Genomic DNA, 13,458 nt, shown 5'->3' with positions numbered 1-13,458 from the left:
GTCCGGTCCGTGAAATTCTCCGCTCCGACCACGCACGCCCGGGTTACCCAAAAGTACGATGGCGGGCGCGGTGCATACCGTGCAGTGAACAATCTTGGGAGGCGGCGTGACAGCCATCGAGCAGACCGAGGCGCGGCCGCGGGGCACGCGTCTGCCGCGCCGGGCCCGACGCAACCAGCTGCTGGGCGCGGCCCAGGAAGTCTTCGTCGCCCAGGGGTACCACGCCGCGGCGATGGACGACATCGCGGAGCGGGCGGGCGTCAGCAAGCCGGTGCTCTACCAGCACTTCCCGGGCAAGCTGGACCTCTACCTGGCCCTGCTGGACCAGCACTGCGAGAACCTGCTGCACGCGGTGCGCACCGCGCTGGCCTCCACGTCCGACAACAAGCTGCGGGTGGCGGCCACCATGGACGCCTACTTCGCCTACGTCGAGGACGAGGGCGGCGCCTTCCGTCTGGTCTTCGAGTCGGACCTGACCAACGAGCCGGCCGTGCGCGAGCGCGTCGACAAGGTCTCGCTCCAGTGCGCCGAGGCGATCAGCGACGTCATCGCCGAGGACACGGGCCTGTCGAAGGATGAGGCGATGCTGCTGGCCGTGGGCCTGGGCGGCGTCTCGCAGGTGGTCGCGCGCTACTGGCTCTCCAGCGAGAGCACGGTGCCCCGCGGCACCGCCGTCCAGCTGCTGACCTCGCTCGCCTGGCGCGGCATCGCGGGCTTCCCGAAGAACGCCCCCGAGCAGCACTGACACCGACCGTCCCGGGCTAATGTGTGGACATCAATCCACACCTTCGGAGGGACGTAAGCCGTGGAGGTCAAGATCGGCGTGCAGCACGCGCCGCGCGAGATCGTCATCGAGAGCACCCAGAGTGCCGAGGAGGTCGAGCGGGTGATCTCCGACGCGCTGGCCGGCAAGGCACCGCTGCTCAGCCTGGAGGACAGCCGCGGCCGCAAGGTCCTGGTCCCGTCCGAGCGCCTGGCGTACGTGGAGATCGGCGAGCCGGCGGCCCGCAAGGTCGGTTTCGGCGCGCTCTGAGAGCGCTTCCAGCGGCGGGGCCCCGGTGAGGAATCACCGGGGCCCCGCCGTTGTCTTTACGGATGCACGCCGGGGAGGTTGCCGGAGACCCTCGTGGGGTAGTACGGCTTCGACCGGTTTGCACCCGCCCCTCGCCCCGTACGGGAGGGAAGTGACGATGATCCTCTGGGAAGTGCTCGGCTCGCTTCTCATCGGCCTCGCCGTGTCCTACGGCGCCCTGCACTGGCTGCCCGAGCGGTACGGGCAGTTCCGCTCGCGGGCGCTGACACTGGCCACCGGTCCCGTCGCGGCGCTCTTCGGCGCCCTGCTCGGCCACTCGGTCCTCGGCCCGGGGCAGACCCCTGCCGTCCTGGCGGTCTCGCTGGGGGTGGCCGTCGCGCTGCTGTCCCTGCTGCTGCGCCAGGGCGACCGCCCGGCCCGCCGATCAGCCACGGCCTGAAGAGGGCCGGAGCGGCCCGGGCCGGAGCCCGGGCCGGTGTCGTCGGGCGTGCGGTCAGGCCGCGAGGCCCAGCGCGGCCATGCGCTTGGTGTGCGCCTCGGTGATCCGGGAGAACATCTTGCCGACCTCCGCGAGGTCGAAGCCGTCGGCCACGCCGCCCACGAGCATCGTGGAGAGCGCGTCACGGTCGGCGACGACGCGCTGCGCCTGCGAGAGCGCCTCGCCCATCAGCCGGCGCGCCCACAGCGCGAGGCGGCCGCCGACGCGCGGCTCGGCCTCGATCGCGGCGCGCACCTTCTCGACCGCGAACGTCGCGTGGCCGGTGTCGTCCAGCACGGTCAGCACCAGGGCGCGGGTGTCGGAGTCCAGGCGGGCCGCCACCTCGCGGTAGAAGTCACTGGCGATCGAGTCGCCCACATAGGCCTTGACCAGGCCTTCCAGCCAGTCCGAGGGCGCCGTCTGGCGGTGGAACTCGTCCAGCGCGGCCGCGAAGGGCTGCATGGCGCCGGTCGGATCCACGTCGATGGCGGCCAGCCGGTCGCGCAGCCGCTGGAAGTGGCCGAACTCCGCCGCGGCCATCTTCGCCAGCTCGGCCTTGTCGTCGAGCGACGGCGCCAGCTTGGCGTCCTCGGCGAGCCGCTCGAAGGCGGCCAGCTCGCCGTAGGCGAGCGCGCCCAGCAGGTCCACGACCGCCGCGCGGTACTGCGGGTCGGCGGATGCCTGATCCCAGTCCTGGGCGGCGATCCCGGTGAGCGCCTCGGTGGGCTCGTTGGCGTTCTCAGCGTTGTCGGACGTCTCCATGGAGCGCACAATAGCCCGCTTCGCAACACGGGGAAGCCCCAGGTCAGCTACTTCATCCGGATCTGTCCCAAGGAATGTCCGGAGGATTGTCCGGACACACATGCGCCTTTCCGGGGTACAGTGGTAATGCGCCTGTCGAGTGTGTCGGCAGGCTGTCCCATGCTGTGTCCTCCGGGGGCATTTTCTCGCCCCAGCCCCTGGGCCCCCAGCGGATGCCCGGTCGGTGGCCCGATCGGCTTCCAAAACCGACCGCCCTCCGCACGGCGCGCACGAGACGTGCGTACCAGGAGGGATCCGCTCGCGGCACGTGTGCTCGAGCGAAGGCAGTGGTCCCGCGCCTTCCGGCGTCCCCAGGCCGGACAGTACCCCGGCGCGGTCCGTACGACCTGTACGACCCCCTTCGCCGCCCAGCGTCGCGTCTCACAGAAGAGGCAAGATCCTGTCCACTCTCTCGAACCCCTCGACCTTCCGAGACCTGGGAATCCTCCCCGAGACGGCCGAAGCGCTCGAAGCCGTCGGCATCGTCCACCCCTTTCCGATCCAGGAGATGACGCTCCCGGTCGCCCTCTCCGGCTCCGACGTCATCGGCCAGGCCAAGACCGGCACCGGCAAGACGCTGGGCTTCGGCCTGCCGCTCCTGGAGCGCGTCGTCGTCCCCGCGGACGTCGAGGCGGGCCGGGCGAAGCCCGAGCAGCTGACCGACGCCCCGCAGGCGCTCGTCGTCGTCCCCACCCGTGAGCTGTGCCAGCAGGTCACCAACGACCTCCTGACCGCCGGCAAGGTGCGCAACGTCCGCGTCCAGGCCATCTACGGCGGCCGCGCCTACGAGCCGCAGGTCGAGGCCCTCAAGAAGGGCGTCGACGTCATCGTCGGCACCCCCGGCCGCCTGCTCGACCTCGCCGGCCAGAAGAAGCTCAGCCTCGCGCACGTCAAGGCCCTCGTCCTGGACGAGGCCGACGAGATGCTCGACCTGGGCTTCCTCCCCGACGTCGAGCGCATCATCACGATGCTCCCGGCCAAGCGCCAGACCATGCTCTTCTCGGCCACCATGCCGGGCGCGGTCATCTCCCTCGCGCGGCGCTACATGTCCCAGCCCACGCACATCCGCGCCACCTCGCCGGACGACGAGGGCCAGACCCACGCCAACATCGCGCAGCACATCTTCCGTGCCCACAACATGGACAAGCCGGAGATGGTCTCCCGCATCCTCCAGGCAGAGGGCCGCAACCGCGCGATGATCTTCTGCCGGACGAAGCGGACCGCCGCGGACATCGCCGACCAGCTCCTGCGCCGCGGCTTCGCCTCCGGCGCGGTCCACGGCGACCTCGGCCAGGGCGCCCGCGAGCAGGCGCTGCGCGCCTTCCGCAACGGCAAGGTCGACGTCCTCGTCTGCACCGACGTCGCCGCCCGCGGCATCGACGTCGACGACGTCACCCACGTCATCAACTACCAGGCGCCCGAGGACGAGAAGACCTACCTGCACCGCATCGGCCGCACCGGCCGCGCCGGCAAGTCGGGTACGGCCGTCACCCTCGTCGACTGGGACGACATCCCGCGCTGGAAGCTCATCAACAAGGCGCTGGAACTGCCCTTCGACGAGCCCGAGGAGACGTACTCCACGTCCCCGCACCTGTACGAGGCGCTCGGCATCCCCGCCGGCACGAAGGGCATACTGCCGCGCTCCGAGCGGACCCGTGCCGGGCTCGCTGCGGAGGAGATCGAGGACCTCGGCGAGACCGGCGGCCGTGGTGGCCGCGGCGGCCGTGACCGCGACCGGGACCGTGGCCCGCGCCAGGAGACCGAGGAGCGCCCGGCCCGTACGCGCACGCCGCGTCAGCGCCGCCGCACCCGTGGCGGGGCCTCGCTCGGCAGCGAGCAGGCCGCTCCGGCCGCCGCCGCGCCCGCGGCTCCCGTGGCGGAGGGTGCTCCCGCTACGCCCGCGAAGCCGCGTCGCCGTCGGCGTACGCGCAGCGGGGCCGGCTCGGCCCCGGTCGCGGCCGTCGCCGCCGAGGCCGTGGTGACCGCCGAGCCCGCCGCTGCGGTCGAGGCTGCCGCCCCGGCCGCCCCGGCGCCCGCCGCGGAGGTTCCGGCCCAGCCGCGCCGCCGCCGCACGCGTGCGGCGAAGCCGGAGGCTGCTGCCGCGATGGTGGCCGCCGAGACGGTGCCCGTCGTCGAGACGGCTCCGGTCGTCGAGGCCGCGCCGGTCGTTCCGGCCCAGGAGCCGGCCGAGGCCGAGGCTCCGGCCAAGCCGGTCCGCCGGACCCGCGCCAAGAAGGCCGCGGCGGCCCCCGCCGAGGCTGCGGTCGACACGGCGGAGGCCGTGGAGGCGAAGCCGAAGCGCACCCGTACGACGAAGAAGGCCGCGGCTGCGGTCGAGGCCGAGGTCGTCGTCACTGAGGTCGCCGAGGTCACTGAGGTCAAGCCGAAGCGGACCCGCAAGGCCGCTGCCCCCAAGGCGGAGACCGTGGAGGCCGAGGCCGCGACCGAGGTCGTGGAGAAGCCGAAGCGCACCCGCAAGACGGCTGCGAAGAAGGCCGTGGCCGCGGTGGAGACCGTCGCCGAGGCCGAGGCCGAGGTTGCGGAGAAGCCCAAGCGCACCCGCAAGACGGCTGCCAAGAAGGCCGTGGAAGCGGTCGACACGGCCGAGGCGGCCGAGGTCGTGGAGAAGCCGAAGCGGACCCGCAAGGCTGCCGCCCCCAAGGCGGAGGCCGTAGAGGCCGAGGCCGAGGTTGCGGAGAAGCCGAAGCGTACCCGCAAGACGGCCGCCAAGAAGGCCGTGGCCGAGCCCGCGGCCGAGGCTGAGGCTGAGGCGAAGCCGAAGCGCACGCGCAAGGCCGCTGCCGCCAAGACCGAGGCCGTGGAGGCCGAGGTTGCGGAGAAGCCCAAGCGCACCCGCAAGACGGCCGCCAAGAAGGCCGCGGCCTCCACGGAGGCCTGACGCCTGGTCTGCTGACCGTTGAAGGCCGGTCGCCCCGCACTCGTGGGGCGACCGGCCTTCGCCGTACCGTCGGCCGGGCCGGTTCGGCACCGCCGGATACGCCGGTGGGGCCGAGCACCGCCGCGGCGGAGGAAACGCCCCGGCCCCGCCCTTCCACCGTTTCCCGGGGCTGCGCCCCTGGGCCCCGGGCCCTCGGGGATCCGGGCTTGCCCCGTACTCCCTCCGACGTCGTGGCGAAGCCGCGTTAGCCTCATGCCATGAGCAGGCCTCCCTTCTTCACGCTGCCCCCGGGCGCCCGCGCCCACCAGCTCTCCACCTCCCGTGGGGACTTCGCGGTGATCGACGCCCGCCCCGCCGCTCCCCCGCGCGGCACCGTCCTGCTCGTGCCGGGCTTCACCGGCAGCAAGGAGGACTTCATCGCGCTGCTGGAGCCGCTCACGGCGGCCGGGTACCGGGCCGTGGCCGTGGACGGGCGCGGGCAGTACGAGACCGCCGGGCCGCGCGACGAGGCGGCGTACGCCCGCGCCGAGTTGGCCCGGGACGTGCTCGCCCAGGCGGCGGCCCTCGGCAGCGGCGTGCACCTGCTGGGGCACTCGCTCGGCGGGCTGATCTCCCGCGCCGCGGTGCTGGCCGACACGTCCCCGTTCCGGTCGCTGACCCTCATGAGCTGCGGCCCGGCCGCGATCTGCGCACCGCAGCAAGAGCGCACGCTGCGCCTGGTCGCGGCGCTCGGCGCGTACGACATGGGCGCGGTGTGGCTGGAGATGCGCAAGGCGGACGGGGAGAGCGCCCCGGCCGCGCCCGTCCCGCCGGAGCTGGACGCGTTCCTCCGCCGGCGCTGGATGGGGACGGTGCCCGAGCAACTGATGGCGACGGGCAGGCAGTTGACGTCGGAGCCGGACCGTACGGCGGAGCTGGCCGCGGTGCCGCTGCCCAAGCACGTCCTGTCGGGGGCCGTGGACTACGCGTGGCCCGTGCCGTCCATGGACGCGATGGCGAAGGAGCTGTCCGCCGTCCGTACGGTCATCGAGGGCGCCGAGCACTCGCCCAACGCCGAGCGGCCGGGCCCCACGGCCGAGGCGCTGGTCCGCTTCTGGGAGCTGTCCGACCGGGCCTGAACGTCAGGCCTGAGCGTCAGGGCTGAACATCAGGACCGGCCGTCAGAGCTGGTCGTCGGCCGAGCCGGTCGTGACCGTGAAGAGCCCCCCGTCCGGGTCGCACAGCGTCGCCTCGCGCCCCACCTCCGACTCCCCCGGTTCCACGACCACGGTGCCCCCGGCCGCGAGCGCGGACTCGACGGCCTTCTCCACGTCCTCGACGCAGAAGTAGACGTGCCAGCGCGGCCGGATCCGCGGGTCGGGGGCGGCCTCGATGGCGCCGCCGCGCAGGCAGGCCACGGTGTGACCGCCGGACCGCACCATGACGGCCTCGTCCTCGTAGCGGACCTCGCAGCGGTCGGGCCGCCCCGTGGCCCATTCGAAGACCTCGCCGTAGAAGATGGCGGAGGCGAACGCGTCGCGGGTGCGCAGCTCCAGCCAGGCCGGGGCGCCCCGCTGGCCGATCTGCCACTCGCGCAGGGTCCTGCCCTCCCAGAAGCCGAAGACGGCCCCGGCGGGGTCGGCGGCCAGCGCGGCGCGGCCGGGGCCGACGGAGAGCGGGCCGACGGCGACGGTGGCGCTGCGCTCGCGGATGCGCGCGGCGGTCACGTCGGCGTCCTCGACGACGAAGTAGGAGGTCCAGGAGACGGGCACGCCCATGCGGCGCGCGACGTTGCCGATGCCGGCGACGGGCCTGCCGTCGGAGAGGGCGACGGAGAAGTCCTCTCCGAGGCTGCCGCGGCGGAAGGTCCAGCCCATGACGGCGCCGTAGAAGGCCTGTGCCGCGGCGAGGTCGCCGGTCAGCAGGCTCACCCAGCACGGCGCCCCGGGCACGGCACGGTCAGTGACCGACATGGCCGATCGCCTCGTTTCTGTTCCGGATTGCGAGTCAGGAGTTCCCGTCGGGGGTGGCCGGACCAATGGCCACGGCCCCCTGCCAGGGTTCCACTCGGCTTCCCCGTATGCATTCCGGCACGCGCTTTCCCCCCGCAGTTGATCCCATCCGAGGGAAGCCCGGCCGGAACGGGTGCGGATCAGAACTGAGTGTGCAAGTGGTCCCAGAAGCCGTCGCGCAGGGCCCGGCGCAGGTCGGCGTGCCCGCGCAGGGACAGGCCGAGCAGCGCCTCGGCCTCGACGAGGAGCTCCTGGTCGACGGCGCCGGGCAGGATGGGGTGCCCGGGCAGCAGCTCGGCGACGTTGTCGCGGCCGCGCGAGGCCAGCCACTGGGCCGCGACCTGGGCGCCGACGAACCGCACGTCGTCGCGGCCGGGCGCGGGCCGTCCGGCGAAGGCCCCGTCGGCGTACGCCTCGTGGGTGGTGCGCCGGGTGACGTACGGCTTGCAGAAGTCGAGGTCGAAGGTGCGCTGGCTGTCGACCTCCCACAGCAGCGGCTCGGCCTGGTTGCGCCCGCCGGCCGCCTCGATGCCCCACAGGTGGACGCGGGCGCCGTAGCCCTGGGCGGCCTCGACGGCCGAGACGAGGTCCTCGTCGCCGCCGATGAGGGCCGCGTCGCTGATGGCCCGGTGGCGGGCGAGCGATTCGAGGTCGGTGCGGATGAGGGAGTCGACGCCCTTCTGCTGGTTGTTGGCGTTGAGGTTGCCGAGGCGGACCTTGACGTCGGGGAGCTCGGCGATGCGCTGCTGCTCGGTGGTGTGGATGCGGCGGCGGGCGCCGTCGTACCAGTAGACGCGCAGCAGCCGGCTGTCGGGGAAGATCGTGCGCGCCCTGTCGATGAAGGCCTCGATCAGCCCTTCGGCGTCGAGGTCGAAGGAGCGGCGGTCCTCGGTGCCGGCGACGAGCCGGCCGGCGGCCGCGTACACGTAGCCGGCGTCGACGAAGATCGCGTGGGTGGACGGGGTCGTGGCGACCTCGGCCAGCACGCGCGTGAGGAGGTCGTTGGTGCGCTGGACGGCGGCGGCGATCGCGCGCAGGTGCTCGGGGGGCTGCTCGTGCCGGGCGGGCTGCTCGGCGGACTGCTCGGGGGACTGCTCGGGGGACTCGGAAGGATCCGTCATGGTGTCGTCTCGTTCGTTACGCACAGGCGGTTACGGCAACAACGCGTTCGGTTACACGGATTTAACAATTCTTAGTCATGTTAAAAATTTCCTTAGCGTAGGGAATGTTTGCAGGGGTAACCTCGTTGTACCCCTACGGAACGCGCCCCACGGACGCGGCGTGTTCCGTCAGCCATGCAGTTCTCCTCAGGAGGATCAGACGAAGGGAGAAGCCGTGCGCTTCGAAATCATGCGCCTGGACGACGTCAACGGCACCGCCGTGGACAGCACCGTCGTGGACGCCGCCTCGGTCAACCGGATCGTGCAGCAGGCCGCTTCGACGGGTCAGCGCATCTATATCCGCCCGGCCGCCTCCGCGGCACAGTAGCGCCGACGCTCCTTCGCGAACAGCGACACCCCCGTACGGACAGTCCGTACGGGGGTGTCGTCGCATGCGTGGCCGCGCGCCCGGCGCGGCGGCGGGTCACCTGGCCTCGATCACCTGCGTGATGCCGTTGATGATCTGCTGGACAGCCAGGGCGGAGAGCATCATGCCCGCGAGCCGCGTCACCAGCACCACGCCGCCGTCCTTGATCACCCGGATGATCAGCAGCGAGTAGCGCATCACGAGCCACAGCACGACGTGCATCGCGGCGATCGCCGCCCACACCGAGATCTGCGCGCCGGCCGAATCCGCGTGCTGCACGGCGAGGATCACCGAGACGATCGCTCCCGGCCCCGCGAGCAGCGGCATGCCGAGCGGCACGAGCGCCACGTTGACGTCCTTGGTCTGCGTCGGCTCCTCCGACTTGCCCGTGAGCAGGTCCAGCGCGATCAGCAGCAGGAGCAGACCGCCCGCGATCATCAGCGCCGGCGTGGTGATGTGCAGGTAGTCCAGGATCTGCTGGCCGCAGATGCCGAAGACGGTGATCACGCCGAAGGCGACCGCGGCGGCCTGCCAGGCCATGCGGCGCTGGACCTTGGCCGGGCGGCCGGAGGTGAGGGCGAGGAAGATCGGCGTGATCCCGGGCGGGTCCATGATCACGAAGAGGGTGAGGAAGAGGGATCCGAAGACGGCGAAGTCGAACACAGATGAGCCTTGCAGGAGTGGGTGGTGCGAGCAGGTGCGGAACGCCCGTCGGCGCGTACGGGCGTACGGCGGCGCGGGCGGGGGGCGTACGGGTGCGGTCACCCGCGCACGGCATCACCGGGGGTGGTGAGGACGGGGATATGCGGGCGCGACCGGAACCGGGAAGAGGGGTGCGGTCAGCCGCCGGCGCCGGGGACGGGGAACGCGCCCGTGGCCCGGCGCGTGATCTCGCCGTAGATTTCCGGGTCGGTCGTGAACTCGCCGAGCGAACAGGTCTTGCGGCTGCCGTGGTAGTCGCTGGAACCGGTGGTCAGCAGGGAGAGGTCGGCGGCGAGGCCGCGCAGCCGGGCCCGGGTGGGGGCGTCGTGGTCCATGTGGTCGACCTCGATGCCGTCGAGCCCGGCCGAGGCCAGCTCGGCTATCGCGCTCTCCGAGACGCAGTTGCCGCGCTTGAACGCGAACGGGTGCGCGAGGACGGTGACGCCGCCGGCCGCCTTGACCAGGCGGATCGCGTCGAACGGATCCAGCTCGTGCTTCTCGACGAAGGCGCGGCCGTCGCCCGAGAGCCACTCGGAGGTGAAAGCGTCGGAGACGCTGCCCACGACGCCGAGCTCGACCATGGCGCTGGCCACGTGCGGCCGGCCGACGGCGCCGTCGCCGGCGATCTGCGCGACGCGCTCCCACGAGACGGGCACGCCGAGCTCGTTGAGCTTGGTGACCATGGCGCGGGCGCGGGGGACGCGGTCGTCGCGGACGAGGTCCCGCTCGCGGGCCAGGTCCGGCTCCAGCGGGTCGAAGAGGTACGCCAGCATGTGGACGCTGAAGCCGTCGGGGCCGGGGAGCCGGCAGGACAGCTCCGCGCCCGTGACCAGGGTCAGCCCGGCGGGCAGCGCCGCAATGGCCTCGGCGTGGCCGCCGACGCCGTCGTGGTCGGTGAGCGCCACGACGTCCAGCCCGGCCGCGGCCGCGTTGCGGACCAGCTCGGCGGGGGTGTCCGTGCCGTCGGAGGCCGTGGAGTGGGTGTGCAGGTCAATGCGCACGACACGGCTCCTCACGGCAACGGTAAAGACAAGGGACCGCTTCAGGATAACCGGGGCCCGCCCCGGCCCCGGTCAGCGCTTCCCCGGGCCCGCCCGGCCGGGGCTAGCGGCCCGGCGGGGGCAGGAGGCGCGGCGAGAGCGCCCCGCACGGGAGGAGGTCCACCTCCGCGCCCGCGTCCCGCAGGTCCGTGAGCACCAGCTCGTCGTACATCAGGAGGCCCGACCGCTCCGGCCAGACCACGGCCCACAGCCACAGGCCCCGCGCCTCGCCCGCGAAGACGGCCCGGTCCTCGGGCGCGCCCTCGACGTGCCACAGGGGCGTGGGGCGGCCGGCCGCGTGCACCTTGGCGTGCGGGGAGCGGTCGACGCGGAGGGAGGGGCCGGGGTCGGGGCCGTCGATGCCGGCGTAGCGCGCGCCGAGGCCGACGCCGAGCTCCTCGGCCACCAGGAGCAGCTCGCCGGGGCCGCCCAGGGGGCTCGGGCCGGAGCAGGCGACGGCGGTGGCCCGCCCGCCGCTGCGGTCGTCCCCGGCGCAGACCACGCCCGTGAACAGCCAGCCGACGGGCAGCGGCCAGGGCATCCACACGGGCACGTGGGAGCGGTTGACGACGACGGCCAGCGCATCCACGCTCGGCGGGACGACGGGCTGCAAGGGGTACACCGTGCCGTGGACGTCGCACTGCCACGAGTCGGCGAAGAGACCGGGCGCTCGCACCCGGCCACCGCACTTCGGGCAACTGGGTTCGCCCCTCATAGCCTCCAACGGTCCTCCCAGGCCGCCGCCGCGTCAAGGACGATCACCCGTCCGGACGGCGCGGGCCCGGAGGGTCACCCCAGGGGTACCCCGGAGCGCTTCGGGTCACGCAGGTCGGTGCCGTTCTTCAGCCACCGCTCTTGCAGCGCCTCCGCTCCCTGCACGCGCTTCCAGGCCGCCTCATTGGGGGTCATGGGCAGCAGGGGGAGGAAGCGGACGGGGTCCATGGGGGCGTCCAGCTCCAGGTCCTCGACCAGGCCCCCGGACTCGGCGACGAGGACGGAGGTGAAGGGGGCCCCGGGCCACAGCGGTTCGCCGGTGTCGAGCGAGGCGCCGGGCGCGACGACGAGGCCCTCCACCTGGGGGGAGGCGGCGAGGACGGCGAGCGGGCGCAGCACCTTGTCCGTGTCGGCGAGGCCGGCGCGGACGGAGAGGACCAGCTCGGCGCGGGGGCCGCGCAGGGGGTCGGCCACGACCGCCGTGGGGTCGGCCATGGGCTGGGCCGACATGCCGAGCGTGGCGTAGCGGACGACGTCCCCGTCATGGAACCGGAGGACCTCGATCCGGTCCGTGCCGAGGAAGGTCACCGCTGCGCGCGCGTCCGGTTCGCCCAGGGCTGTCCGGAGCCGGGCCTCGACCAGTGCGAGAACGTCTGACATGCAGTGAGCATAGAACGCGTATCGAACGGGCAAAGGAGGGTATTGACGGGTCAAGTGGCTGCTAGCCTTGACCTCTGGTCAGGGAGTTACGTTCGTCCCTCAGCGGGGACCGGCCGGAGGAGGTGGGGCTGCGGTGGATCCTAGTCGACCGTGCAGTACCGGCAGTTCTCCCGTCCCTTCGCTCCGGACGCACACCCTGTGATCTGAGATCTTCCGACCCGGCAGTGCCGCCGACGTTTTCCCGGAAGTTCTTTCGCGCCCGCAGTGCCCGACGGAAGAGCGCCTTCGTCCCGCTTTGTTCCGTGTTCTCTGCGAAGTTCTCTGCTTCGAAGTCACCGCTTCTCTGCGAAGTTCTCCGCGAACTGCCGTCAGCCTCCCGCACTGCTCGAAGCGCCGTCCGATGTGCGGACGTGTTCCCGGTCATGGATGCACGTCCACGTTCCGGACAGCGTTGCGCGCGCACTCCGCACCCGGGCTGGCGGCCGGCCCGTGAAGGAGCCCTGCCATGTCGATGATCCGCGACCTGCGCGCCGCCGTCCGTCCCGCCCTGCGCCGGGATGCCGTCCCGTACAACTACGACACCACCCGGGACCCCTCGGTCAGCAGCGCGGTCGTCGACTGCGCCGTCTACCGCGGCGGCAAGCGCATGAGCGACCACGTCAGCCCCGCCGAGGCGATGCGCCGGGTGCGGGCCGGCGGCGGCTTCGCCTGGATAGGGCTGCACGAGCCGACGGAGCGTGAGTTCTCCGGCATCGCCGCGGAGTTCGGGCTGCACCCGCTCGCCGTCGAGGACGCCGTCCACGCCCACCAGCGGCCCAAGCTGGAGCGCTACGACGACACGCTGTTCACCGTCTTCAAGACCATCCACTACGTCGAGCACGCCGAGCTCACCGCGACCAGCGAGGTCGTCGAGACCGGCGAGGTGATGTGCTTCACCGGGCCGGACTTCATCATCACCGTCCGGCACGGCGGCCAGGGCTCGCTGCGCGCACTGCGCCACCGCCTCCAGGACGACCCGGAGCTGCTGGCCAAGGGCCCGTCCGCGGTGCTGCACGCGATCGCCGACCAGGTCGTGGACGGCTACATCGCCGTCGCCGACGCCGTGCAGGACGACATCGACGAGGTGGAGATCGACGTCTTCTCGCCCGCCGGCAAGGGCGCCTCGCGCGGCGGCGACGCGGGCCGGATCTACCAGCTCAAGCGCGAGGTGCTGGAGTTCAAGCGGGCCGTCGCCCCGCTGCTGCGGCCGATGCAGCAGCTCAGCGAGCGGCCGATGCGGCTGGTCGACCCGGACATCCAGAAGTACTTCCGGGACGTGGCCGACCACCTCGCCCGCGTCCACGAGCAGGTCCTGTCCTTCGACGACCTGCTGAACTCGATCCTCCAGGCCAACCTCGCCCAGGCGTCCGTCGCCCAGAACGAGGACATGCGCAAGATCACGTCATGGGCGGCAATCTTCGCCGTGCCGACGATGATCGCCGGGATCTACGGCATGAACTTCGACCACATGCCGGAGCTGCACTGGAAGTACGGCTATCCGGCGGTCATGGTCGTGACGGTCGCCATCTGTGTGACCATCCACCGCGGCTTCAAGCGCAACGGCTGGCTCTAAC

At 72.4% G+C, this 13,458-nt stretch carries 14 protein-coding genes; 7 read left to right on the top strand and 7 right to left on the bottom strand.

Going from position 1 to position 13,458, the window contains the following annotated elements; genetic code table 11:
* Positions 1-106 precede the first annotated feature (106 nt).
* The 3 genes from D7231_RS04345 (at position 107) to D7231_RS04335 (ending at position 1,472) form a co-directional block, all read left to right on the top strand.
* Positions 107-745, top strand: a complete 639-nt coding sequence (locus tag D7231_RS04345) for a TetR/AcrR family transcriptional regulator (protein ID WP_120753588.1) — start codon at positions 107-109, stop codon at positions 743-745.
* Positions 746-805: 60 nt separating this feature from the next.
* Positions 806-1,033 (top strand): DUF3107 domain-containing protein, encoded by a 228-nt coding sequence (locus D7231_RS04340; protein ID WP_106682111.1) that lies wholly within the window; start codon positions 806-808, stop codon positions 1,031-1,033.
* A 157-nt stretch (positions 1,034-1,190) separates the two neighbouring features.
* A complete protein-coding gene (locus D7231_RS04335; RefSeq protein WP_194962105.1) occupies positions 1,191-1,472 on the top strand; it encodes a hypothetical protein in 282 nt (93 codons plus the stop codon).
* A 54-nt stretch (positions 1,473-1,526) separates the two neighbouring features.
* Here the strand turns inward: D7231_RS04335 and D7231_RS04330 are convergent, their stop codons facing one another.
* The gene (locus tag D7231_RS04330; RefSeq protein WP_120753587.1) at positions 1,527-2,273 is read right to left on the bottom strand and encodes a ferritin-like fold-containing protein; all 747 of its coding nucleotides are present in this window, start codon (positions 2,271-2,273) and stop codon (positions 1,527-1,529) included.
* A gap of 547 nt (positions 2,274-2,820) precedes the next feature.
* Between D7231_RS04330 and D7231_RS04325 the strand changes: the two genes are divergently transcribed.
* Positions 2,821-5,211, top strand: a complete 2,391-nt coding sequence (locus tag D7231_RS04325; protein WP_241999562.1) for a DEAD/DEAH box helicase — start codon at positions 2,821-2,823, stop codon at positions 5,209-5,211.
* Positions 5,212-5,468: 257 nt separating this feature from the next.
* Entirely contained in the window at positions 5,469-6,329 is an 861-nt protein-coding gene (locus D7231_RS04320; RefSeq protein ID WP_120753585.1) for an alpha/beta fold hydrolase, read from the top strand.
* 42 nt (positions 6,330-6,371) lie between these two features.
* Here the strand turns inward: D7231_RS04320 and D7231_RS04315 are convergent, their stop codons facing one another.
* Positions 6,372-7,163, bottom strand: coding sequence for a VOC family protein (locus D7231_RS04315; RefSeq protein WP_120753584.1), 792 nt, complete (start codon positions 7,161-7,163; stop codon positions 6,372-6,374).
* 179 nt (positions 7,164-7,342) lie between these two features.
* Positions 7,343-8,323 carry an NYN domain-containing protein gene (locus tag D7231_RS04310; RefSeq protein WP_120753583.1) on the bottom strand — a complete coding sequence of 327 codons (981 nt, stop codon included), beginning with the start codon at positions 8,321-8,323 and terminating at the stop codon, positions 7,343-7,345.
* A gap of 214 nt (positions 8,324-8,537) precedes the next feature.
* On the opposite strand from D7231_RS04310, the gene D7231_RS36925 reads away from it, so the two are divergent.
* The gene (locus D7231_RS36925) at positions 8,538-8,690 is read left to right on the top strand and encodes a hypothetical protein (RefSeq protein WP_169748814.1); all 153 of its coding nucleotides are present in this window, start codon (positions 8,538-8,540) and stop codon (positions 8,688-8,690) included.
* 96 nt (positions 8,691-8,786) lie between these two features.
* Here the strand turns inward: D7231_RS36925 and D7231_RS04305 are convergent, their stop codons facing one another.
* The 4 genes from D7231_RS04305 to D7231_RS04290 form a co-directional block, all read right to left on the bottom strand.
* Entirely contained in the window at positions 8,787-9,392 is a 606-nt protein-coding gene (locus tag D7231_RS04305; protein ID WP_120753582.1) for a MarC family protein, read from the bottom strand.
* Positions 9,393-9,568: 176 nt separating this feature from the next.
* Positions 9,569-10,432, bottom strand: a complete 864-nt coding sequence (locus D7231_RS04300) for a PHP domain-containing protein (RefSeq protein ID WP_120753581.1) — start codon at positions 10,430-10,432, stop codon at positions 9,569-9,571.
* Between the two features lie 103 nt (positions 10,433-10,535).
* Positions 10,536-11,186 (bottom strand): DUF6758 family protein, encoded by a 651-nt coding sequence (locus D7231_RS04295; RefSeq protein ID WP_120753580.1) that lies wholly within the window; start codon positions 11,184-11,186, stop codon positions 10,536-10,538.
* Between the two features lie 74 nt (positions 11,187-11,260).
* Positions 11,261-11,845 carry a suppressor of fused domain protein gene (locus tag D7231_RS04290; RefSeq protein WP_120753579.1) on the bottom strand — a complete coding sequence of 195 codons (585 nt, stop codon included), beginning with the start codon at positions 11,843-11,845 and terminating at the stop codon, positions 11,261-11,263.
* Positions 11,846-12,350: 505 nt separating this feature from the next.
* Between D7231_RS04290 and D7231_RS04285 the strand changes: the two genes are divergently transcribed.
* The gene (locus tag D7231_RS04285; protein WP_120753578.1) at positions 12,351-13,457 is read left to right on the top strand and encodes a magnesium and cobalt transport protein CorA; all 1,107 of its coding nucleotides are present in this window, start codon (positions 12,351-12,353) and stop codon (positions 13,455-13,457) included.
* Position 13,458 lies beyond the last annotated feature (1 nt).

It is taken from the genome of Streptomyces klenkii (genome assembly GCF_003626645.1).
Lineage (GTDB): Bacteria > Actinomycetota > Actinomycetes > Streptomycetales > Streptomycetaceae > Streptomyces > Streptomyces klenkii.
This window is presented reverse-complemented; position numbering and strand designations above follow the sequence as displayed.

Bases quoted from the DNA above. Each gene is read 5' to 3' on its own strand.
- D7231_RS04335 (WP_194962105.1), top strand. From the start codon at position 1,191: ATGATCCTCTGGGAAGTGCTCGGCTCGCTTCTCATCGGCCTCGCCGTG.
- D7231_RS04330 (WP_120753587.1), bottom strand. From the start codon at position 2,273: ATGGAGACGTCCGACAACGCTGAGAACGCCAACGAGCCCACCGAGGCG.
- D7231_RS04325 (WP_241999562.1), top strand. From the start codon at position 2,821: ATGACGCTCCCGGTCGCCCTCTCCGGCTCCGACGTCATCGGCCAGGCC.
- D7231_RS04320 (WP_120753585.1), top strand. From the start codon at position 5,469: ATGAGCAGGCCTCCCTTCTTCACGCTGCCCCCGGGCGCCCGCGCCCAC.
- D7231_RS04315 (WP_120753584.1), bottom strand. From the start codon at position 7,163: ATGTCGGTCACTGACCGTGCCGTGCCCGGGGCGCCGTGCTGGGTGAGC.
- D7231_RS04310 (WP_120753583.1), bottom strand. From the start codon at position 8,323: ATGACGGATCCTTCCGAGTCCCCCGAGCAGTCCCCCGAGCAGTCCGCC.
- D7231_RS04295 (WP_120753580.1), bottom strand. From the start codon at position 11,186: ATGAGGGGCGAACCCAGTTGCCCGAAGTGCGGTGGCCGGGTGCGAGCG.
- D7231_RS04290 (WP_120753579.1), bottom strand. From the start codon at position 11,845: ATGTCAGACGTTCTCGCACTGGTCGAGGCCCGGCTCCGGACAGCCCTG.
- D7231_RS04285 (WP_120753578.1), top strand. From the start codon at position 12,351: ATGTCGATGATCCGCGACCTGCGCGCCGCCGTCCGTCCCGCCCTGCGC.